The organism is Lysobacter sp. KACC 24251, from assembly GCF_057747755.1.
In genome coordinates this window covers 2,063,371-2,080,436 of sequence record NZ_CM173222.1, presented here as the reverse complement: position 1 = coordinate 2,080,436, position 17,066 = coordinate 2,063,371, and the positions used below count along the sequence as shown (strand labels likewise).

Below are 17,066 nucleotides of genomic sequence, written 5' to 3'. Positions count from 1 at the left end.
TCACGTGCCGGGCCAATGTGTGTGATGTGCTTTTGCCTTGGCGAGCACCTGCAGCAACCGAACTAGCGCTTCATGGGCCGCCAGCGCTTCCTCACTGGTGCTTTTTTGCTCGCCATATCGGACAGCGGGCGAGCAATGCACGGCGGCGAGGTCGACAGCAGGGAGGTCGAAGCCGAGCTTGCCCTTCACCAACTCGCCAAGGTGCTCGATGTCATGTCCCTTGCTCCCGAACGTCGGATATGAATGTCCGTCGCGTGCCAGCAGCCCCTTTAACACTTTCTCTGCGCATTGCGCTGTGTCCCATCGGGCTTTACCCAGCTCGCGGCCGGTCAAGAGGGCATCCACGCTATGGCGGTAGTCGCCGCGGGCTTCCTCGAAAAGATCGTGCCCCTTCAAGTCGTCCAGGCAAACCACGGCTTCATAGCCGTTGATGAACCGGCCGGCCAGTGACGCCATTTCTTCACGCGTAAGGCGGTTTGCGTAGGTCTGGGTCATCCCCTGCACGGAGCAGAGAATGTTGTGAGACACGGGAGGCGACCCCTTGGTAGCTATTGTGTTGCCCCGGTTAGTCAGGTCAGGCCGGATGAACAACTGGAAGCTGCCCCACACCCTGGGCATTTTCATTTCCCAGAGGTTGCCGTGTAGCGAAACAACAATGCTTCCCGGGGAGAAGTCGATCTTGGTCTTGTCGCCGTAGCTCTCCTCATACCAATCGTGCACACGTGCGAGCAGGTCTTTGGGCGAGAACGGGGCGCCGCGATCGGCCGAGCCCCCGACGATCGGAGTTCCTGAGAGACCCAATGTGGAGGAGACAACGAGGGCGGCGTTCATCGGGCGCTGAGCAGGGCCCAGCCCCAAGCTCGCCAGGTGTCCATCCAGCGAGATCATCATCCGATCGTATTCTTCAATGGTGGCCGGACGCATATCCCACGACCACTCAAACAGGCCATCTCTCCCCACCTCAATCCCCTATCTGACGCGCAGCAGCTGATCCCAGCGGGTAGTGTAGGCCGGCGACAAGTTCTCCTGCCGCATCGTCCACTGCGGCTTACCCTTCGGGCGCCACGCGGCCGACGCCATGCCCATGGCGCCGCGACCGAACTTCCGGTTCGCAGCATCCATTACCTCCATGAGCTTGGCGGCGCGGGGATCGATCCGTGAAAACAAGTCGCCTTGGTGGGTGTCGCAGTGGGTCAGGTCCAGCAATCCCACGCCTGCTTTCTTGTAGCGGTAGCCCTTGCGATACATCGCCCGAGTCAGCGCTTGGGCGACGGACAGGACCTCGCGTGTATCGGAAGAGGGGGCGATCAGGTTGAACGCCTTGCTGGGGTGATACTGCTTCGCACCCTCCTTGAATGGGTTGGTGTTTAGCCAGACCCACACGCCACTGGCCTGCAGGTTGCGTGCTCGGAGCTTCTCGCAGGCGCGAATGGCGAATGTAGCCACGGCTTGGGACAGCTCATCGAGCTCGACGACCTCGCGCCCGAAAGAGCGGCTGCATACGATCTGCTGTCGATCGGGTTCGCTCTCCATCAAGTCAGAGCAGGGCATCCCTAGGAGCTCTGCCTGGGTGCGAGCCAACGCAACGCCATAGCGGGCGCGCAGGGTCTCAGGATCGGCGCGCATGAGATCGACTGCCGAGAGGATCCCTTCCGCGCCAAGCCTGGCGGCCCAGCGCCTGCCGACACCCCACAAGTCGCCGACCTCATAGCCCACAAGCTGCGACCACGGATCGGAGAGCTCGACCACTCCACCGGGGGTCTTCTTCGCCAACTTGTTTGCGGCCTTGGCTAGGGTCTTGGTGGCGCCCACCCCAACGCAGCACGGAATGCCGGTCCATCGCAGGATCCTGGCCCTGGCCTCGCGCGCGGCCCGGTCGCGATCCTGGATCCCGTCGAAGGAAACGAAGCTCTCGTCGATGGAGTAGACCTCCACCTTGGGGAACAGGTCGCGCAAGATCGAAACAATCCGTCCGCTGATATCGCCGTAGAGCCCGAAGTTGGCCGAGCGGACCACGAGTTGGCGGCGAATGTCGCGCGGCACTTCGTGGATGGGCTGGCCCATCTTGACGCCCAGGGCCTTGGCCTCAGCCGAGCGCGCGATGGCGCACCCGTCGTTGTTGGATAGCACTACAACGGGCCGATCAATCAGGCGTGGATCGAATGCACGTTCGACCGAGGCGTAGAAGTTGTTCCCGTCTACCAGGCCAAGCATGTTATTGGCTCCGCGGGTCTACGGCATGCCATTGCCCCATCTCACGATCGAGCCCATCCCAGAGCGTTTGAAGGTCGGCGGTGTTGCCCCCAAACAAGGGTTGGTCAAGGTGCTCGAACTGATTGAACTGCGGCGTCGGCAACACCGTGCCGATACCACTGAAACAAAACCAGTTCCCCACGAGTTCGGCGAGTTCCGCCAGTTCCTTGATGGCTGCCTTCGCGTCGGCAAGCCCCCAGCGCTCCAGGACTCGGCCCTCCCGGCTGGCTTGGGTTGCCGCGTGCGCAATCTCGACATTGACGTGCTCGACCACGCCTTCCAACTGGGACAGGCGCTGCTCGAGCCGGTCGAAAACTTCCTCCCGGATCAGATCAGCCGGCGAGGACGTGCCTGGCGTGGTTCCGCTTAACCAGTCGAAGAGGGCATGGCGTTGTTCGGACGGCTCGTAGTGAAGTTCGCGGGGCACCCAGAAAGCCCCGCCGGAGGGTTGAGCGAGGACAAACTCCCAATGCTTGGCCCGCGTCGCCTCGTAGTTGTATTCGAGCCCCGCGATGTCCCGCACGAAAACCTCCCGGGTAAGACGGTTGCGCGCGGCCTTGGCGTCTTGGATCAAGCCCCCCAGCGAGCAAACGCCACGGGGCCCGTTGATGGGCATCGTTTCCGCGAGCTTGCGGACCCCTTGCATGGTCGTGCTCCAAAAACCGGTCGCCAGCATGTCCAGATACATGCCATTGAGGCGCTTTCCCTCACCGTGATCCGGGGCCTGCCGAACCATTTCGACCAGGCACGTGAATGCCGCCAGATCCCACGCCATCCGCGACAGCGTCTGGGTGATGGCATTGGCGTCGGTTTCGTAGATGCGCTTCCAAAGCTCGATACGTTCGCGCACTAGGGCCTCCGGAACTGCCTGCGGAACGACCAGGTAACCACGCCCCATACCAAGAGTTCCGTCTCGGGCGGAACGACGATGGGCGGGTTCTCCGGGTTCCCGGAGTGAAGCTCCACCCGTTGGCCGCGGATCCTCAGCTGTTTGACCATATAGCCCCCCTCCCATAGCACCATCACGATATCGCCATGCCTGGCTTCGATTGACCGGTCCACCACCAGCGTGTCGCCGGGATAAATACCGAAATCGACCATGGAGGTGCCCGTGTCGGCCTCCACAAAGTAGGTCGCCACGGGGTTTCGGATGCAGCGCTGGTTGAGGTCGAGTTCGTCGCCCAGGAAATCTTCGGCGGGGGAGGGGAAGCCGCAGCTGGCCCGGGTGCCCAGGACGGGGCGGGAGAACGGGCGGGGTTCTAGGGAGGCAGGACCCAGCAGGCCCGGTGGGTCAGGCAGGCGGCTGGGTAGGCGGTATACGGCGGCGGGTTCGGACATGGCGGCGATCTTCCCGGGAAGCGTTATCACCCAGTGAGACGGCCACTGGGGACAAGAGCTTACGCCCGCCCAGCGGGCCGGCTGAAAGCGGCTGCTATGGCGCGGCCTTGCGGCCCACTGCTGAGCTGCCGGCACCGGTTGGTCGGCCAACCCGAGGGCCAGGCTGGAAAAGTCGGCTCACCAAGTTGCGGGGACCATAAATACAGACGAGCAATGACATTGGATCATTGCTCACATATTCATCTACTTAAGAGGAAATAACCCATGAATATCGACATATACGCAACAACAACCAGCACCTCCTTCATCGCCGTTTGCTCGGGGTCGTCGGTTCCGGAGGGACTGCCGGCAACTCGCTTGTTCAAGTCCATTGAACTGGACCCAGCCACGCCCCGTATCGCCTTGGACCAGGCGCAGGTTATCGCCGACATCGAAACCCAGGGGTGGGCAGTTCTCAATGTCGGGTGGGAGACGAAAGTCGTGATGTAACGACAACCAGCGAGCCGGTCCCCAACGGGACCGGCAGCGCGGCACAATGGGGTCAGTTCAACAGGACTGCCCCATGGCCGCTGCACTCCACGAACTCGATAGCTTGCTGGACCAGTTGCAGGCGAAGCTTCCGCAACTGGTAGCCGACTGCCCCGATGACGGGCACTTCTGGATGGCGTTTGCCGGCGAGGCTGATGTCATTGAGGACAAGGCCGACGAGCACACCCGCAGGCATGTGATGCAACGCATCAACGCTATGCTCGCTGAGCACGGGCGCTACATCGCGGGCATCGAACTGGAGGAGTAGGGATGGAGGCGAGAGACGAGCTAGTGATGGATATCAAGGAAGCGCTCGGCGCCATGACCGGCGATCCGGTGCTGGTGGCCGAGGGGATCGACGCGGCGTTCATCGACATGTTCGCTCGGAACATGAGCCACTACGACCAGCTGCCCGAAGCGACCCGGGCGAAGATCGCAGAGCAGTGGCTGGAAATGGCGTTCGAGAAATCCTATCGCTCGGACGTTGCGCGCAAGACCAACGCTGACAAGTCCAAGATGATGGCCGACTGGATCAAAAGCGTGAACCTGCTTTTGGCGATGAAAAAGCACGGGATGACCTGACCGCGAACAACTGCTTGGGAGGAATAGTGATGCCGATGTTTCAAATCTCTGCGATCGAGTGGGATACCGACGGCCTGAAGATTAAGGGCTTGCCCGAGACCGCGACTGTCGAAGCTGACGACGACGAGGAGGCGCTGGACCGGTTATCCGATGAGCACGGCTGGTTGATCGCTGACTGCAAGATCGAACTGGTCGCCTAATGTGCTACTCCGCCCAAGTCTGGGCCGACTATCGGGACTATCAGCGGGCGTTCCCAGGCTCGTTGCTTCACATTCGTGATTTCGTTGATCTGTATGTGCAGCGCCGGACGAGCCCGAAGCTAAAACTGCCCAAGGGCATGGATCGGGCGTTCAAAAACCCCCAGACGCCCGAGCAAGCGCAGATCAAGTCCCTGATCGATGACTACAACGCGTCGCTCATTGCCGAAAGCGAGCAGGAGCTGTTCAAGCAGGTCAAGCGCCTGGCTGACGCGGAGCGCAAGTTGGCCGTGAAGGAGACCAAGGGGGCGTTGAACGACCAGCGCATTGCGGGCAAAAAGATCAAGCAGCTCAAGCGCTGGATTGCCGATGCCAAGCGCAGCGAGCCCGAACCCGTGCGCGATGACCGGATTTTTCCCGATTGGTATGCGCCCGTGTTGATCATGGAGAACGGCCAGAAAGTCATCCGCCCCATGCGCTACCACTGCCGTCCCGCGGGGATGGACCCGAGCATTGATCGCACCAAGACGGGGCAGGTGTCCGGCACCTACAACGCTCGGCGCGACAACCTCACCCGCTTCTGGCGCAACCAGTTCGGCTATACGCATGGGCTGATGCTCGCCGAAACCTTTTACGAGAACGTCGACGACGGGAAGGGGGGCAGCAAGGAAATCCAGTTCCGGCCGCGCACGGGGGATGCGATGTATATCGCGTGTCTTTGGTCCCATTGGACTGACCCCGCAGGGCAAGAGCCAGATCTGTATTCCTTCGCCGCCATCACCGACGAGCCCGAGCCGGAAGTGGCCGCGGCGGGGCATGATCGGACCATCATCAACATAAAGCCCGAGCATGTAGACGCATGGCTCAACCCGGATCCGAACAACCTTGATGCTTTGTTCGCAATCTTCGACGACAAACGGCATCCCTACTACGAACTGGTCAAGGAAGCAGCATGAAGCAACAGGATTACCAAACGCTTTTTGACCTGGTGTCCAACGCCGTAATCACCAAGCGCACCGGCGACCTCAAGAAGGCCTTGGCCGGCGGTCTGGATCCCGACAGCCCCAATCCCGACGACAACGGTCGCACCTTATTGTTCAACTACCACCTGACCCCAGCCGTGGCGAAATTGCTGCTCGCCGCTGGTGCCAACGCCTCCTACCCCGACGCCAACGCCTTCCAGCCGCTTCACTCCACCAACCCTAAGGTGGCGATCTTGCTGCTGGCGGCCGGCGCGGACATCGAAGCGCGCGTGCCCGCACTCGGGTTCACCCCGTTGATCGCACACGCCGCCCGTGGCGACGCCAAGATGGTGAAGTTTCTACTAGACAAGGCGCTGATGTCCTGGCGCGCTGGGAGAACTATTCCAACGATGTCATCGGCGCGGCAGCGAGCAGTGCTCATGCTCCGAACGGCATGGGTGGGCGAGACAAGATCTACCGGCTTGTAGAAACGCACATCGCTGAAGGCTTGATCTCGCGCCGTTTCAAGCTGCGCAGCCTGATGGACATCCGCGCATGAGCGATCTGCGCCTCACCGCCCTGCGGCAGTATCTCGCCCAGGCCCAGGGCGCGCCCACGGTGTCCTGGTTCGGCTCGAACCACCTCGATGCCTTGTTCGCGATCTTCGACGACAAGCGGCATCCCTACTACGAGCACCGGAAGGCGGCATGAGGCACAACCCTTTCCCCAAGAAGAAGAGCAAGCTACCACCCGCTGGCAAGGCGATAGCCGCGGCCATCGCATTGCTTGCCGTGCGCGACGGGAAGATGGACGCCAAGGGCGCCGGACAGTTCCTGCGGTCCGAGGTGGGGCTGCAATGGACCGTGCTCACCGCGGCTCAGTATTTGACCGGCAAGGAGGCCATGCAGGCACTGGACAGCCTACCGCCGGACTGGTCGGGGCAGGGCCACACTCGAAAGCAAATGGTTGAGGCGGTGCTGTTCGCCAACCTCTTTTGTGCCCAGGCGCATCCATCGGGCTCATCTTTGAGCAGCGGAGCGTTGGTCCCCGCGTTCAAGTCTGACGGGGAAATAGGAAAACTCCTACGCGAACTCGGGGCAACGCCTGATGGCGCGGGTCCAAGCGGGAAGCCACACTAAGCTCGTCGTCAGGCTACCAACACCCGATCAAGGAATGAGACCGGAGCAACGCTGGCTGTCATCACGGCCGGCGCCGGGAAGGGGGTTCGGGGAGGTAACAGACCCCATCAAAACGCCGACGACGCAGGGGCCCCGGAAGGGGCCTCTTTTTGTATGCGGCAGTGCTGGCAGGACTGGTCCGCAGGGAGTGTGGCTCTTGAGGCGTGTCCGCTCTTGCCTGAATATCGGTTTTCATGAGAACCCCATATGTGCCCCACGTCTTTGGGGAAGCTGTCGATCGAATGCTGCGAGGCCGGCTTGGCTGGATTTCCGCAGCCGTCGCATCGTCCATTCCTTGGCCCGAAAAGGATGTTTGGGTGAAATACGCGGGCGACGACTTCATCCTCCGCGGCACGAACAATGGACCACAACCGACCGCGCCGGCCATTACGGTTCCCGGCACCCAAAGCGATGTCGAAGCCTGCCTCGGGAACATCTATCGCTTCACATCTGTGCTTGGCTGGTTTCTTGGCGGATACGTGGATGTGGTTGAAGTTGTGGGAGGGACACATGCAATTGGCTTCGGTGCGCAAATGCGCAACGCGTATACGACGGTAGGCCAAGCGGGTGCGCGGTCATTCGACTGCAACCACATGCCGGTGATCGATGACGAAAACACTCGGATAGCGCTTGCCTTTTGGCGCGAGGGTGAGCGCCTGTCCCACGTCCATGACAGCTATGCATTCCTTAGCTATTTCAAGGTTATCGAGTCGCAGTATGGAAGCGGTCGCCAACGGGAGGCTTGGTTTAATAGAAACATCGATCATATGACCGGTAGGGCAGCCGCGCGTGTCGCGGAACTGCGGGCGACAGAGGGAGATGTCGGCCTGCATCTTTATGACAGTGGACGCAATGCGGTCGCTCACGCCTCGTTCGGCGGAGGGATCGTTGATCCCGATATTCCCGCAGATCGCCGGCGCATCTCGGCCGATCTGGTGCTGATGAGGGAACTGGCAAGGAAATACCTTGCGGATGAACTGAAGGTTCCAACCGCTCGAACGCTCTATGCCACCCGAAACCGGCTAGAGCCGTGGGAAGCACTCATCGATCCCACTGCCTTGGCAGTGTTGAAGGCCGGGGGCAGTCCAGATCCAGCAAGCCTCGGCCTGGATGGTGTTCGCGTAGACCTGGCTCTCTGGCCCGATCCACCGATGGAGGGACTGACGAACCTTACGATGCACGCGGACGCGGCTCAAGAAGGCGCCGTGCGCATCCTATTGGTCAATGATCGGGCTACGATAGCGTTTGTATTCGCTCTAGATTTCAGACAAGGACGAGCCCATACCCGGCTAGAGGACAGTGGTTTCCCGCGCAGTGGACTTGGCGAGCGCACCGAGCAGGACGTGCGTGAGTTCCACACGGTGTTCCATCGGGTCATCGGAAACGCGGTAGTTGAGCTGCACGTGGCGGGGGTAGAGCCCGTGGACTGCGAAGTGGTCATACCCGTGAACGTCATTCCACGCAGCCCAGAAGAGGCGGTGGAGGAAGCGGTAGATGCGTTTAGGCGGCAGCGGGCCGCGAGCACGACGCAGGGCGCCGCCCCGTATAGCGTCGAATAGGTGGCCTACACCCCCACAAGCGGGCAGGCCATACTAGGACGCCTGCGCTCCCCTTTTCATATCTACCGGAAGCGCAGCATTATGCCGATTGGGTAGATTTGCTCAAGGTGATCGGGAAGGGCGGTTGTTGTAGGCATGCGCTAGCAAAGGGACAAGCTCTAATAACGCCCGATGCGCCGCGAACGCATCCTCCCGAGTGGCCTCGATGTCGGCGTAGCGCACATCGGGCCTGCAATCGATGGCTTGCAGGAGATCGACAGGCAGCTCGACACCGAAATAGTCACCGAACACCTTCCCGACATGGGGGATGATGTGTCCCTTCTGTCCTGTCGGGTAGGGTTGCCTCTCTTTGGCCAGCAGACCCTTCATCAGCTTCTCGACGGTCTGCGCCGTCTCCCACCAGGCCTTGTTCCACGCGATGCCAGAGATCAGGGCATCGACACTATGGGCGTAGTCAAGGCGCGCCTGATCGAACATGGCGTGCCCGCCAAGATCATCCATGGCATTGAGTGCAGGAATGCCAACCCGGAGAGCTGCTTCGATGGCGTCCAATTCCTGGGCCGTCAGGCGCAGTGCCGCGGCAGGCGTGAAGTCCTCGATTCCGTGAATGAGGTTCAACGAACGCTCCATGGGCTGGCCGCCGGTGTTGCTCCAGTCGGGGTCGAGGAAGACAGGCGGGTTACCAAATGCGATACCTACGCTCATTCGCCAGAGCGTGCCGCGCAGATCGACAGCGAACGAGCGCGCATCGAAATGCGGATTGAAGCGCTTCTCGTAGATGGCTTTGAACCACTCCGACACGCGCCCGAGTGTCGGATCGATCTCGTCGGCACCAATGCCAAAGATCGAGCCGGCAAGAGGGGCGTGGATCTGCAACGCTTGGGCGACCAGGCTCTTGCCCACAAAGGAGCGCTGATGCGGGAGCACTTCTTCCGAAGCAAGGTAGGCGTCGAGCGACGCCATCATGGCCTCAAATTCGGCGTCGGAGGTGGGCCGCTTCGTCCAGCCCCAGTTGTTTGCGTCCAGCGTGGGCATGTCAGTTTCCGTTGTAGCCGGTGGTGCGCGTCATGAGGATCTTCTTCCAGTGGCTCTCGCGGGCGTCGATCTCCCCCGGCGCGGATTGCAGGTCTGCGATTTCCAGCAGTGAGAACCGAAGGTCGCGCTGCCTTTCGCTTGCCTTCAAGCCAAGCTCCTTGACCAAGAGCTTGTTGCCGCCGTGTCCGGTTGAGGAATACATGCACCACCGGCCCCAGATGCCGGCCTCGCCGTCGGCCTTTCCGACATAGAGCTTGCCGGTCTGCGTATCGGTGATGAGGTAGATGCCCTTGACGCTGGAAAGGGCCGTGCGCCATGACTCAGTATTGCTGCGCACGATGAGGTCGAGATCATCCTTGGAGATATCCACCAGCTTGTAGCCAGGGAAGGTTCCGACGCTCAGCCGTTCGCGCAGGATCTCCGATACGGCCATGTCTTCCACCGTGGAGCAATACACATATGAGTTGCGCTTGGTGTAGCTGCTCGTGCAAAACAACCTGCCTTCGAGCTCCGCCGTGCTCTCCAAGCGCTCCAAGTCGTAGTAGTAGTGGTCTCGCTTATCGCCTTGCTCGATGGTGTGGCCGGTGGGCTTGAAAAGCCCAGCGAACATCCAACGGGTGGCTGATCCGTCCTGGATAAGTGCCACTACGAACGGGCAATTAAAGTTGTGGCCGTTCTGCCAGCGCTGCCACTCGTCGAACTCCCCGCGCTTGTAGACGTCTATCGGCTGGTCAACCTGGTTGTAGCGAGCCAGATGCACCTTGGCCTTGGACGGGTCGAAACTCGGCTCCTGCATACGGAGCAGATCGAACAGCAGCATGCCTATCCCCTGAAAGCGACGCAGGCCACCATTTTCCCTTCTTGACCCGCCGTCGCACCAGCGCTTTGTAGGCATCGGGGGTAGGCGGGGATTTGCGCTTATGGCGCCGGCCATTACACAAGCGGCAAGCGGCCACGATATTCCCTCCGACATCCTGTCCGCCGTCTTGGCGCGCGATGAGGTGCTCGGCAGTGCACTGGAAAGGGCGCGCCGCGCGGGACCGGAGGCCAATCTCGGACGGACAGGCAAGCCACATGACGCGTCCGCAGTAGTAGCAGCGGCCAGACTGGGCGTGGAAGGCGAGGGTGCGTAGACGGACGAGTTTCGGCATCTGGGCTCCAGGGAAGGGTTCCCGTCGCCTCGATAGAGGACGAGCGGGCACCTGGAGCCGACAGGCTATGCAGGCACAACACCGGGGCGATAGCCGAACCGGCAGGGGAAGTTATAGCGCTGGGGAGGGCTAGGAGCAAGAGCGGGGGAATGAGCCGTTGGCCCGCTGAAGAGCCAGGGCAAGAGCGGATGGACGTGCAGACGTTGACGCGCGCGGATTGGGCTTCGTAATGGAGTAAGGCGCACCCGGAGAGTTCTATGGACAACAACCCCTATCAATCGCGGCCCGGCCGCAATCCATCGATCATCTTTGGCTGGATCTTCGTGTTAGGCGGTCTGTTGAGTGTCTACTTGGCTGAGGCCTGGGCAAGCGCAGGAGGCAGGCAGGAAGAAGAGCCTTCGCTGGTAAGTGAGGCCTGGATGGTCCATCACGGCATCGAGACCAGTCAGTGGAAGGACCCACGCTGCAAAGCTCGCGCTCTCGAACTGGTTGATGAAACCAAGCTCACCCGAGCGCGCCTGGATCAAGCCCTGCAACTGGCACTGAATGCGGCTACGGCGGATTGCAGGCGTGCACGGGACGGCGCTTCTCCGGGCGCTCCGCGAGTCGTGAGGCGGCAATGAAGGCCCGCGTCGGTAGGCTAGGGGACTGGCACGACCTCCCCCGCTGGCAGGAATACTCAACGACGGCTCGGACGTTAAAGAGGATGCGCCAAGGCGACATTTTGGACTTCCAGACGATCGAGCTATTCAAACTACACCTGAAATGGAGCCCCTCCATCGGTGAGCTGGATAGGAAGTATGGCGTTCCCGGCAATAGCTCTTGGTTGCGGCGGCGCGCTGAGTGGTTAGGGATCCGGCACGAGGAATACCAGCAGTGCCTGGACAACTATCGGGTGTCAAGGGATGTTCTCTTTGAGCGTCAGATCCGCGGCGGTTGCACGAGTCAGCAGATTGCCAATCACATGGACCGGTCACTTGCATGGGTGCGGGCCAAGGCCGTAGAGCTGGGCTTGAACCCACTACTTAAACGAAACAACCAGAGGAAGCACCGGATGAAACGGGGCTCGTCGGAGCGCGTGCAGAAGCGACGCGAGAAGGTGAGAGAGCTCATGGAGCAGGGCATCGGGCCGCGCGTAGGAGCGAGGATGCTTGGAGTGAGCGAGGCGACCTATTACCTCGATAAGGCTCATGTCGAGCGGTCGAGTTTGTGCAACGGGCCTCTCGGCCTTCTTTTGTAGATCAAGAGCATAAGCGGTTAATGGGCCGTCGGCCCCTCGAAAAGCAACAGCAACAGCGCGTAAGCGTAGCGATGTGCCGCGTTCACCGCAGAGCGAATAGCGAGAGAAATGTCTCACAAAAAGAGCGCGGGTTTCGTTCAAAACCCTTGACGGTTTCCGACTTTGCCTTTGAATGAATATAGGCAAACAGCAAGGCTCCTCAATGATCTTCATCCACGCCATCCCCTTCACCGCCCTCATCGTCGCTGCCGTCTACTGGGCGATGAGCGAACTCGCCGTCAACTACCCGGAGATCTTCTAATGGACACACTGACCAACCTCGCCGACTTCGCCCATGACCTCATCCAAGAGGGAGCTCAGCGGCTCATCGACAAACCGGCAATCATCGTCGGCATTGCCATCGCTGCCTTCGGTGGCGCGCTTCTCGCCGGTTTCCTTCTGTAAGGGCCGCTGATGAGTGCCCTTAGCGCAATCCTCATCCTGCTCGCAATCGCATTCCCTTTTCTGGTTGGCGCATGGCCTGCACTGGGCGTGTCGCTTGCCTTGGTGCACCTCAACCAGCGACTGCGCGGAAGTGCGGTGTGAACGTTGACGCGGGCGGACCGTGTGCTAGGTGTAGTCTTATGGATAAGCACACCCGTGAAACGCGTCGGAAGCAGCTCTTGGCCCTGCACAATCGAGGCCTGGGCGGGCCGGCCATTGCCCTTGAAATGGGAATTTCCCGCCAGCGCGTTCACCAGCTGCGCCGTGCGATGGGGCTTCCGACCCTTTCCCAAACCGACGAGGCGAACCTTCGTCGGCAGGCGATCGAACCGCTAATCCGCGCCGGCCATCCGCCCCACATCATCCTGCGCAAGTTCAAGTGGCTGTCTCACGACCAGCTCTACCGAGACGCGCGTGCACTGGGCCTTTACGACACACTGCGCCAATCGTGGCTTGACGCCGTGGCCGCGGGCTACCAGCCAAAGCGCAAGACCCAGGCGCCCTGATCCGTCTGTTCCACCGATTGGAAAACCACGCCACCGAGCAGGGCAGTAGCAGGCTGCCTCCCTAGGTGCAGCCACGCCATCATCCAGTCAATCGCCGATCACTTCTCGCAAGGGAAGGCTAGGCAGGTCAAGGCAACCGGGTTGAACTCACTCACGGGCACTCGTTGTCGGCACTGATGGCATGCGGGGCACTATCGCTACGCCCGCCTCGCGCAAGTCCTGGCGGACTGCTCCACTGCGCCTACGCTCCACTCGGAGCCGCTAACCCTGCACTGGGATTGTGCAGGAACGCTGGTCTCCTCCCAGGGCTGTCTGCGTTGCGCCCCCACTCGCTGGCCTACGGCACTCGCTAGGGGTGCTGCTTGGCTGATGGGCTTCGCTGGTCGTTGATCCCGCGCAATCCGCGCTAACGACTGCGAGCTAGATCATGAGCAAGAAGAACACCGCCCCGGCTGCCGAGCCGACCCGCCTCGAAGCCTTCACCGTCCGGGAATACGAAGTGAACGGCGAGAAGAAGAGCGACTGGACGAAGATCGGCGTGGCCTGGCCGCACCAGGACGGCAAGGGCTTCCGCCTGCAACTGCAAGCGCTGCCGGTCGATGGGATCGTGGTTCTCCGCACCGTCGAGTCCAAGGCCGACTAATCAAGACGGCCGCCGGGGCCTCGCGCCCCGGCTGGCTCGGGAGACCGACATGCAGAACTGGAGACAGCTCTTCAATGCGGCCCTCGTGGACCGCTTCCTCATCACCATCGCGGACGCTGGCCTCGACGAGTTCGAGCTTGCTTCCTGGGAGCGCGACTACCCGGAGGACCCGCACGAGGCGGCTCGAGCGTTCGGCCGCGAGCACGATCTTACGGATATCCAGGAGTGCAGCTACGGGCGCTGCGGTTAGTCGTGCAGGGCCTTGCGGAACTGGGCCAAGCGCTTCTCCAGGTGCTGGTCCTCCTCATCTATGCCTAGCTCCCCCATGGGCGGAGCGGGCGGCGCGCGGTCGAGCAGGCCGTGGAGCGTGAAAGCGGCGAACAAGGCGACCAAGGGGGCGAGCCAGACAGACTCAGTGATGAGCATGGCAACGGCCGAAGCCAAGAACAGGAATAGGGAGGGCTTGAACATGGTCAGTTCCTTGAAGTGATGTTGTCGATGGCGTTGGAGGCTATGCCGATCTGCTGGCTGGCGCGCTCAGACAGGGCGTTGAAGCCAAAGAGCGCGATGCCCAGCAGGGCCAGCTTGACGAAGAGACGGATGCGCATGGGGATCTCCGTTAGGTGGGGAAGTAGAGGGAGAGAGCAATCAGGGAGCAGGATGAAATCCCAACGATCCATACGGCCAGGTTGTCGCAGCACCACTGGCCGGCGTCGTAAAGAACCCGTGCCAGGCCCTCTGCAGGGGGTGTGATGGGTGCGAAGGGTTTCTTTATGAACGTCATGCTTGGCTCCTGATATCAGGTGATATCAACTGCTATCACCTGATATCAGCGATACCTCCAGATCCGCGCGCGTCAACGTTTGCGCGCCAATCGCTCGCAAGCCGGTGTCTTGCTCGCGCGGACCGCAAGGGCAACCGCAACGGCGTTGCCAGGGGATCGGCTTCTTCCGTCAAGGGCCGTTCCGGGGCCCGTGTAGTCGTGCACAAAGAACGTGTGCACTCCGGCCCGCGCCAGCCCCTGCACTGCGCCCTACGGGCGCCTTCCTTGACGGCGCCTCACCCCCGGCTCTGGGTTCCGCATGGACGCGGAAGTGTTCCGCGCCCTGCCTGAGAGGGCGCAACTACAACTGATAGCACCTGCTATCACCACCCGGAGAAGCGCATGTTTGACCTGATCCATTCCTGCACCCGCCGCGAAGCGCTGGACGACGGCGTTTTGGTGGAGGTCCCCCCAGGCCTGGCCGCAGAGGCGGGGTTCAAGTGCCATGTGGCCCTCACGGCCGCTGCCTGGGTCGAGTGCGTTGAGTGGCGCGAGGAAGACACCGAGCGCAAGGGCATCCCGCAGGATCTCAATGGGCGCTTGTGGGATGTGCTCTGGATGGCGCGTTGTGCGGCCGTTGCCAACCCGGACACCCACCAAACCCGCTTCGCGGTCTACCGGATCCCGCGACAGGGCGCGACCACGGCCGCGGTCAAGGAGTCGCTAGTCCTGCACATCGGCCCCGGTGATGCGGGGGAACCGGTGGCAACCATCATGCGCCTCGGCGAGGACTGACGTTGACGCGCGGGCACGGTGCGGTAGACGTGGATAGCAACTGATATCACCTGATATCACCCGATAGCAGAGGACACATGGAACTTTCAATCTGGATCCCCAAGGGCGGAACCGGCAAGACGATGACGGCGCTCACCATCGCCGCAGGACTGGCAGCGCGTGGCCGTCGCGTCTTGGTGGTCGATCAAGACCCGCAAAGCGGAAGCCTGGTCTGGGCCAAGCGTGCAGACGACCGGGGCATGGAAACGCCCTTTGTGGTGGCCGCGGCACGCTCCAAGGGCTTTGACGACATCATCTATGACCACGCGCCCGTGCCGCCGGAAACCGGGTTGCCGGGGCGGCTGGTGCTGATGCCAGTGCTGCTCGACGCAACGACCTATCCACTGTATCGGCGCGGCCGAACGATGCTGGAAGGGCTGGCGCTGCCGCATATCGCCGTGCCTACGCGGGTGCGAACCGATCGGGCTGAGCAGCGGGTGCTCCTGGATCAGGTGTTCAAGAACTGCCCCAAGTATCGAGACCGGGCGTGCTACCCCAAGGCCTACGGGCGCGGGCAGACGGTCTACTCGGAGGGCCTTGCAATCTCCCATGCCTTGCAGGCTCGGAGTGAAGCTGAGGCGGTGCTGGAACACGTGCTCGCGGCCTATGCGGCCGTTGAAGCCCCGCAGCTTAGGAGCGTTGCATGAGCAAGAAAGAAGATTGGATGAACGACGATGCGGCGGATGCCGCCTGCTCCGTCGCATTTCCCACGAGCAAGCCAACCAAGTCATGCTTTCGCCTGACTAAACGTCAGGGCGAGCCCGGGGTGCAGGTGTTCGCGCAGACGCGCGGGCCGACAACGGGTCTTTTCATGCGCATGCCGCGGCAGACACTGGCGCGCTTGAAGAAGCTCTCTAAGGGCGGTCATACGGTGGCTATCGCCGCCATCGTGGAGCAAGCCCTCGACGAAATCGAGGCGGAGGGCATGCAACTCATCGTCGAACAGGCCTAACGGGCGAGTGTGAGAAATCTCACACTCTTCGCTGATGAGTTTCGCCCCAAACTCTTGACGGTTTCCGAGTTTGGCTTTGACTGAGGGTAGGGAAGCGAAGCGCTTTCCATCCCCCACAAACGGAGCCAAACCCATGCAACTGACCATCGACGAGCGCTACAACAACCTTCGGATGAACGCCATCGCCCGCCAAGGCGCGCCGAAGACCAAGTCCATTTCACGCCAGCCGGGCTTTGAAGAGCAGTTGGTCGCAGTCGCTGACCGGAAGCTCGCAGTGTCGGGCAATGCTGATGAGCACGCTCTCCTGATCCGCCGTGCGCGCCGTCAGCACACGGAAGTGCACGATGCCGTCATTCGCGGTGACCTCGAAGCTGTCCGCCGCCACCTCACTGATGAGAATGTGGACCTGGCGACCGTGAATGGCCTGACGCCTCTTCACCTGGCCGTGTTCGCGTTCGGACAAGTGCAGAAGTCCGTCCGTTGGGATCGTCTGGTTCGCACGGGCGAGAAGTGCGTCGAGGAGCAGATCATGAACTACCTGCTGGAAGCGGGCGCCCCGGTTGATGTGCTCGACGATATGAAGCGCCTTCCTGCTGCTCTTGTTGATGGCGGCAGGATCCCGCCGATGCTGGCCCACGCCATGGTCGCCAAGCGCGAGCGGACGGAGCGGATTGCTCCCGGAACACCGGATAGCAACGACAAGCCCACGACCTACAACGCCTTCTATGACGAGTCCGACGTTGACCGCATCGGCCACCGCGGCGGGCCGGGCAACAAGTCAGGCAGGGGTGGCAACCCTCTGGGCATCACCAAGATCAAGGGGCAGTTCCGCGCTCCGGTGAACCCGGACAATGAGGGGTGA

29 protein-coding genes are annotated in these 17,066 nt (G+C 61.6%); 20 read left to right on the top strand and 9 right to left on the bottom strand.

Annotation, left to right across the window (positions count from 1 at the left end; all coding sequences use genetic code 11):
- From AC3ARF_RS09785 to AC3ARF_RS09770, 4 genes are read right to left on the bottom strand one after another with little or no spacing between them, the layout of a single operon-like run.
- Nucleotides 1-924: a HEPN domain-containing protein gene (locus tag AC3ARF_RS09785; protein ID WP_498927452.1), complete on the bottom strand. Its 924-nt coding sequence runs from the start codon at nucleotides 922-924 to the stop codon at nucleotides 1-3.
- Nucleotides 925-969: 45 nt separating this feature from the next.
- Complete coding sequence (locus tag AC3ARF_RS09780) at nucleotides 970-2,214, bottom strand: Y-family DNA polymerase (RefSeq protein ID WP_498927450.1); 1,245 nt, start codon at nucleotides 2,212-2,214, stop codon at nucleotides 970-972.
- A gap of 1 nt (nucleotide 2,215) precedes the next feature.
- Nucleotides 2,216-3,103 (bottom strand): hypothetical protein, encoded by an 888-nt coding sequence (locus AC3ARF_RS09775; RefSeq protein ID WP_498927448.1) that lies wholly within the window; start codon nucleotides 3,101-3,103, stop codon nucleotides 2,216-2,218.
- Nucleotides 3,103-3,591, bottom strand: a complete 489-nt coding sequence (locus tag AC3ARF_RS09770; RefSeq protein WP_498927446.1) for a LexA family protein — start codon at nucleotides 3,589-3,591, stop codon at nucleotides 3,103-3,105. The genes AC3ARF_RS09775 and AC3ARF_RS09770 overlap by 1 nt, the downstream gene beginning before the upstream one ends.
- A 264-nt stretch (nucleotides 3,592-3,855) precedes the next feature.
- Here AC3ARF_RS09770 and AC3ARF_RS09765 point away from each other — a divergent pair, with 264 nt between their 5' ends.
- From AC3ARF_RS09765 to mauJ, 9 genes are all read left to right on the top strand, one after another.
- A complete protein-coding gene (locus AC3ARF_RS09765) occupies nucleotides 3,856-4,080 on the top strand; it encodes a hypothetical protein (protein WP_498927444.1) in 225 nt (74 codons plus the stop codon).
- A 73-nt stretch (nucleotides 4,081-4,153) separates the two neighbouring features.
- Nucleotides 4,154-4,387: a hypothetical protein gene (locus AC3ARF_RS09760; protein WP_498927442.1), complete on the top strand. Its 234-nt coding sequence runs from the start codon at nucleotides 4,154-4,156 to the stop codon at nucleotides 4,385-4,387.
- Nucleotides 4,388-4,413: 26 nt separating this feature from the next.
- The gene (locus AC3ARF_RS09755) at nucleotides 4,414-4,701 is read left to right on the top strand and encodes a hypothetical protein (protein ID WP_498927440.1); all 288 of its coding nucleotides are present in this window, start codon (nucleotides 4,414-4,416) and stop codon (nucleotides 4,699-4,701) included.
- A gap of 29 nt (nucleotides 4,702-4,730) precedes the next feature.
- A complete protein-coding gene (locus AC3ARF_RS09750; RefSeq protein ID WP_498927439.1) occupies nucleotides 4,731-4,901 on the top strand; it encodes a hypothetical protein in 171 nt (56 codons plus the stop codon).
- The gene (locus tag AC3ARF_RS09745) at nucleotides 4,901-5,854 is read left to right on the top strand and encodes an SOS response-associated peptidase family protein (RefSeq protein ID WP_498927437.1); all 954 of its coding nucleotides are present in this window, start codon (nucleotides 4,901-4,903) and stop codon (nucleotides 5,852-5,854) included. Before AC3ARF_RS09750 ends, AC3ARF_RS09745 begins: the two co-directional genes overlap by 1 nt.
- On the top strand, nucleotides 5,851-6,348 hold the full coding sequence (locus tag AC3ARF_RS09740; protein WP_498927435.1) for an ankyrin repeat domain-containing protein: 498 nt from the start codon (nucleotides 5,851-5,853) through the stop codon (nucleotides 6,346-6,348). Before AC3ARF_RS09745 ends, AC3ARF_RS09740 begins: the two co-directional genes overlap by 4 nt.
- Before the next feature lie 67 nt (nucleotides 6,349-6,415).
- A complete protein-coding gene (locus AC3ARF_RS09735; RefSeq protein ID WP_498927433.1) occupies nucleotides 6,416-6,571 on the top strand; it encodes a hypothetical protein in 156 nt (51 codons plus the stop codon).
- Nucleotides 6,568-6,999 (top strand): hypothetical protein, encoded by a 432-nt coding sequence (locus tag AC3ARF_RS09730; RefSeq protein ID WP_498927431.1) that lies wholly within the window; start codon nucleotides 6,568-6,570, stop codon nucleotides 6,997-6,999. Before AC3ARF_RS09735 ends, AC3ARF_RS09730 begins: the two co-directional genes overlap by 4 nt.
- Nucleotides 7,000-7,232: 233 nt before the next feature.
- A complete protein-coding gene (gene mauJ / locus AC3ARF_RS09725) occupies nucleotides 7,233-8,597 on the top strand; it encodes a methylamine utilization protein MauJ (protein ID WP_498927430.1) in 1,365 nt (454 codons plus the stop codon).
- A 102-nt stretch (nucleotides 8,598-8,699) separates the two neighbouring features.
- On the opposite strand, the gene AC3ARF_RS09720 is transcribed toward mauJ, so the two are convergent.
- Genes AC3ARF_RS09720 through AC3ARF_RS09710 form a run of 3 tightly spaced genes read right to left on the bottom strand, consistent with a single transcriptional unit; the run spans nucleotide 8,700 to nucleotide 10,708 of the window.
- Nucleotides 8,700-9,632 (bottom strand): hypothetical protein, encoded by a 933-nt coding sequence (locus tag AC3ARF_RS09720; protein WP_498927428.1) that lies wholly within the window; start codon nucleotides 9,630-9,632, stop codon nucleotides 8,700-8,702.
- 1 nt (nucleotide 9,633) lies between these two features.
- Nucleotides 9,634-10,452 (bottom strand): GIY-YIG nuclease family protein, encoded by an 819-nt coding sequence (locus AC3ARF_RS09715; RefSeq protein WP_498927426.1) that lies wholly within the window; start codon nucleotides 10,450-10,452, stop codon nucleotides 9,634-9,636.
- On the bottom strand, nucleotides 10,364-10,708 hold the full coding sequence (locus AC3ARF_RS09710; RefSeq protein ID WP_498931826.1) for an HNH endonuclease signature motif containing protein: 345 nt from the start codon (nucleotides 10,706-10,708) through the stop codon (nucleotides 10,364-10,366). Before AC3ARF_RS09710 ends, AC3ARF_RS09715 begins: the two co-directional genes overlap by 89 nt.
- A 332-nt stretch (nucleotides 10,709-11,040) precedes the next feature.
- Between AC3ARF_RS09710 and AC3ARF_RS09705 the strand changes: the two genes are divergently transcribed.
- The 7 genes from AC3ARF_RS09705 to AC3ARF_RS09675 all read left to right on the top strand — a co-directional run bounded on the left by AC3ARF_RS09705 (nucleotide 11,041) and on the right by AC3ARF_RS09675 (nucleotide 13,905).
- Nucleotides 11,041-11,406 (top strand): hypothetical protein, encoded by a 366-nt coding sequence (locus AC3ARF_RS09705; RefSeq protein WP_498927424.1) that lies wholly within the window; start codon nucleotides 11,041-11,043, stop codon nucleotides 11,404-11,406.
- Nucleotides 11,403-12,023: a hypothetical protein gene (locus AC3ARF_RS09700; protein WP_498927422.1), complete on the top strand. Its 621-nt coding sequence runs from the start codon at nucleotides 11,403-11,405 to the stop codon at nucleotides 12,021-12,023. The genes AC3ARF_RS09705 and AC3ARF_RS09700 overlap by 4 nt, the downstream gene beginning before the upstream one ends.
- A 300-nt stretch (nucleotides 12,024-12,323) precedes the next feature.
- Entirely contained in the window at nucleotides 12,324-12,467 is a 144-nt protein-coding gene (locus AC3ARF_RS09695; RefSeq protein WP_498927420.1) for a hypothetical protein, read from the top strand.
- Nucleotides 12,468-12,476: 9 nt separating this feature from the next.
- Nucleotides 12,477-12,608, top strand: a complete 132-nt coding sequence (locus AC3ARF_RS09690; protein WP_498927418.1) for a hypothetical protein — start codon at nucleotides 12,477-12,479, stop codon at nucleotides 12,606-12,608.
- Nucleotides 12,609-12,646: 38 nt separating this feature from the next.
- The gene (locus AC3ARF_RS09685; protein ID WP_498927416.1) at nucleotides 12,647-13,012 is read left to right on the top strand and encodes a hypothetical protein; all 366 of its coding nucleotides are present in this window, start codon (nucleotides 12,647-12,649) and stop codon (nucleotides 13,010-13,012) included.
- 427 nt (nucleotides 13,013-13,439) lie between these two features.
- Nucleotides 13,440-13,655 carry a hypothetical protein gene (locus AC3ARF_RS09680; RefSeq protein ID WP_498927414.1) on the top strand — a complete coding sequence of 72 codons (216 nt, stop codon included), beginning with the start codon at nucleotides 13,440-13,442 and terminating at the stop codon, nucleotides 13,653-13,655.
- A gap of 49 nt (nucleotides 13,656-13,704) precedes the next feature.
- On the top strand, nucleotides 13,705-13,905 hold the full coding sequence (locus AC3ARF_RS09675; protein WP_498927413.1) for a hypothetical protein: 201 nt from the start codon (nucleotides 13,705-13,707) through the stop codon (nucleotides 13,903-13,905).
- Here AC3ARF_RS09675 and AC3ARF_RS09670 read toward each other — a convergent pair.
- Nucleotides 13,902-14,126, bottom strand: a complete 225-nt coding sequence (locus AC3ARF_RS09670; protein ID WP_498927411.1) for a hypothetical protein — start codon at nucleotides 14,124-14,126, stop codon at nucleotides 13,902-13,904. The genes AC3ARF_RS09675 and AC3ARF_RS09670 overlap by 4 nt on opposite strands.
- Nucleotides 14,127-14,128: 2 nt before the next feature.
- Nucleotides 14,129-14,263: a hypothetical protein gene (locus tag AC3ARF_RS09665; protein ID WP_498927409.1), complete on the bottom strand. Its 135-nt coding sequence runs from the start codon at nucleotides 14,261-14,263 to the stop codon at nucleotides 14,129-14,131.
- Between the two features lie 557 nt (nucleotides 14,264-14,820).
- Here AC3ARF_RS09665 and AC3ARF_RS09660 point away from each other — a divergent pair.
- The 4 genes from AC3ARF_RS09660 (at nucleotide 14,821) to AC3ARF_RS09645 (ending at nucleotide 17,066) form a co-directional block, all read left to right on the top strand.
- Nucleotides 14,821-15,213: a DUF6573 family protein gene (locus AC3ARF_RS09660; protein WP_498927407.1), complete on the top strand. Its 393-nt coding sequence runs from the start codon at nucleotides 14,821-14,823 to the stop codon at nucleotides 15,211-15,213.
- A 77-nt stretch (nucleotides 15,214-15,290) separates the two neighbouring features.
- Nucleotides 15,291-15,899 (top strand): ParA family protein, encoded by a 609-nt coding sequence (locus AC3ARF_RS09655; RefSeq protein ID WP_498927405.1) that lies wholly within the window; start codon nucleotides 15,291-15,293, stop codon nucleotides 15,897-15,899.
- Complete coding sequence (locus tag AC3ARF_RS09650) at nucleotides 15,896-16,204, top strand: hypothetical protein (protein ID WP_498927403.1); 309 nt, start codon at nucleotides 15,896-15,898, stop codon at nucleotides 16,202-16,204. Before AC3ARF_RS09655 ends, AC3ARF_RS09650 begins: the two co-directional genes overlap by 4 nt.
- Before the next feature lie 133 nt (nucleotides 16,205-16,337).
- Nucleotides 16,338-17,066, top strand: a complete 729-nt coding sequence (locus AC3ARF_RS09645) for a hypothetical protein (RefSeq protein ID WP_498927402.1) — start codon at nucleotides 16,338-16,340, stop codon at nucleotides 17,064-17,066.

What these genes read in the sequence shown, in the direction of transcription:
- AC3ARF_RS09785 (WP_498927452.1), bottom strand. Translation starts at nt 924, where the DNA reads ATGCGTCCGGCCACCATTGAAGAATACGATCGGATGATGATCTCGCTG.
- AC3ARF_RS09780 (WP_498927450.1), bottom strand. Translation starts at nt 2,214, where the DNA reads ATGCTTGGCCTGGTAGACGGGAACAACTTCTACGCCTCGGTCGAACGT.
- AC3ARF_RS09770 (WP_498927446.1), bottom strand. Translation starts at nt 3,591, where the DNA reads ATGTCCGAACCCGCCGCCGTATACCGCCTACCCAGCCGCCTGCCTGAC.
- AC3ARF_RS09765 (WP_498927444.1), top strand. Translation starts at nt 3,856, where the DNA reads ATGAATATCGACATATACGCAACAACAACCAGCACCTCCTTCATCGCC.
- AC3ARF_RS09760 (WP_498927442.1), top strand. Translation starts at nt 4,154, where the DNA reads ATGGCCGCTGCACTCCACGAACTCGATAGCTTGCTGGACCAGTTGCAG.
- AC3ARF_RS09755 (WP_498927440.1), top strand. Translation starts at nt 4,414, where the DNA reads ATGGATATCAAGGAAGCGCTCGGCGCCATGACCGGCGATCCGGTGCTG.
- AC3ARF_RS09750 (WP_498927439.1), top strand. Translation starts at nt 4,731, where the DNA reads ATGCCGATGTTTCAAATCTCTGCGATCGAGTGGGATACCGACGGCCTG.
- AC3ARF_RS09745 (WP_498927437.1), top strand. Translation starts at nt 4,901, where the DNA reads ATGTGCTACTCCGCCCAAGTCTGGGCCGACTATCGGGACTATCAGCGG.
- AC3ARF_RS09740 (WP_498927435.1), top strand. Translation starts at nt 5,851, where the DNA reads ATGAAGCAACAGGATTACCAAACGCTTTTTGACCTGGTGTCCAACGCC.
- AC3ARF_RS09735 (WP_498927433.1), top strand. Translation starts at nt 6,416, where the DNA reads ATGAGCGATCTGCGCCTCACCGCCCTGCGGCAGTATCTCGCCCAGGCC.
- AC3ARF_RS09730 (WP_498927431.1), top strand. Translation starts at nt 6,568, where the DNA reads ATGAGGCACAACCCTTTCCCCAAGAAGAAGAGCAAGCTACCACCCGCT.
- mauJ (WP_498927430.1), top strand. Translation starts at nt 7,233, where the DNA reads ATGAGAACCCCATATGTGCCCCACGTCTTTGGGGAAGCTGTCGATCGA.
- AC3ARF_RS09720 (WP_498927428.1), bottom strand. Translation starts at nt 9,632, where the DNA reads ATGCCCACGCTGGACGCAAACAACTGGGGCTGGACGAAGCGGCCCACC.
- AC3ARF_RS09715 (WP_498927426.1), bottom strand. Translation starts at nt 10,452, where the DNA reads ATGCTGCTGTTCGATCTGCTCCGTATGCAGGAGCCGAGTTTCGACCCG.
- AC3ARF_RS09710 (WP_498931826.1), bottom strand. Translation starts at nt 10,708, where the DNA reads ATGTGGCTTGCCTGTCCGTCCGAGATTGGCCTCCGGTCCCGCGCGGCG.
- AC3ARF_RS09705 (WP_498927424.1), top strand. Translation starts at nt 11,041, where the DNA reads ATGGACAACAACCCCTATCAATCGCGGCCCGGCCGCAATCCATCGATC.
- AC3ARF_RS09700 (WP_498927422.1), top strand. Translation starts at nt 11,403, where the DNA reads ATGAAGGCCCGCGTCGGTAGGCTAGGGGACTGGCACGACCTCCCCCGC.
- AC3ARF_RS09695 (WP_498927420.1), top strand. Translation starts at nt 12,324, where the DNA reads ATGGACACACTGACCAACCTCGCCGACTTCGCCCATGACCTCATCCAA.
- AC3ARF_RS09690 (WP_498927418.1), top strand. Translation starts at nt 12,477, where the DNA reads ATGAGTGCCCTTAGCGCAATCCTCATCCTGCTCGCAATCGCATTCCCT.
- AC3ARF_RS09685 (WP_498927416.1), top strand. Translation starts at nt 12,647, where the DNA reads ATGGATAAGCACACCCGTGAAACGCGTCGGAAGCAGCTCTTGGCCCTG.
- AC3ARF_RS09680 (WP_498927414.1), top strand. Translation starts at nt 13,440, where the DNA reads ATGAGCAAGAAGAACACCGCCCCGGCTGCCGAGCCGACCCGCCTCGAA.
- AC3ARF_RS09675 (WP_498927413.1), top strand. Translation starts at nt 13,705, where the DNA reads ATGCAGAACTGGAGACAGCTCTTCAATGCGGCCCTCGTGGACCGCTTC.
- AC3ARF_RS09670 (WP_498927411.1), bottom strand. Translation starts at nt 14,126, where the DNA reads ATGTTCAAGCCCTCCCTATTCCTGTTCTTGGCTTCGGCCGTTGCCATG.
- AC3ARF_RS09665 (WP_498927409.1), bottom strand. Translation starts at nt 14,263, where the DNA reads ATGCGCATCCGTCTCTTCGTCAAGCTGGCCCTGCTGGGCATCGCGCTC.
- AC3ARF_RS09660 (WP_498927407.1), top strand. Translation starts at nt 14,821, where the DNA reads ATGTTTGACCTGATCCATTCCTGCACCCGCCGCGAAGCGCTGGACGAC.
- AC3ARF_RS09655 (WP_498927405.1), top strand. Translation starts at nt 15,291, where the DNA reads ATGGAACTTTCAATCTGGATCCCCAAGGGCGGAACCGGCAAGACGATG.
- AC3ARF_RS09650 (WP_498927403.1), top strand. Translation starts at nt 15,896, where the DNA reads ATGAGCAAGAAAGAAGATTGGATGAACGACGATGCGGCGGATGCCGCC.
- AC3ARF_RS09645 (WP_498927402.1), top strand. Translation starts at nt 16,338, where the DNA reads ATGCAACTGACCATCGACGAGCGCTACAACAACCTTCGGATGAACGCC.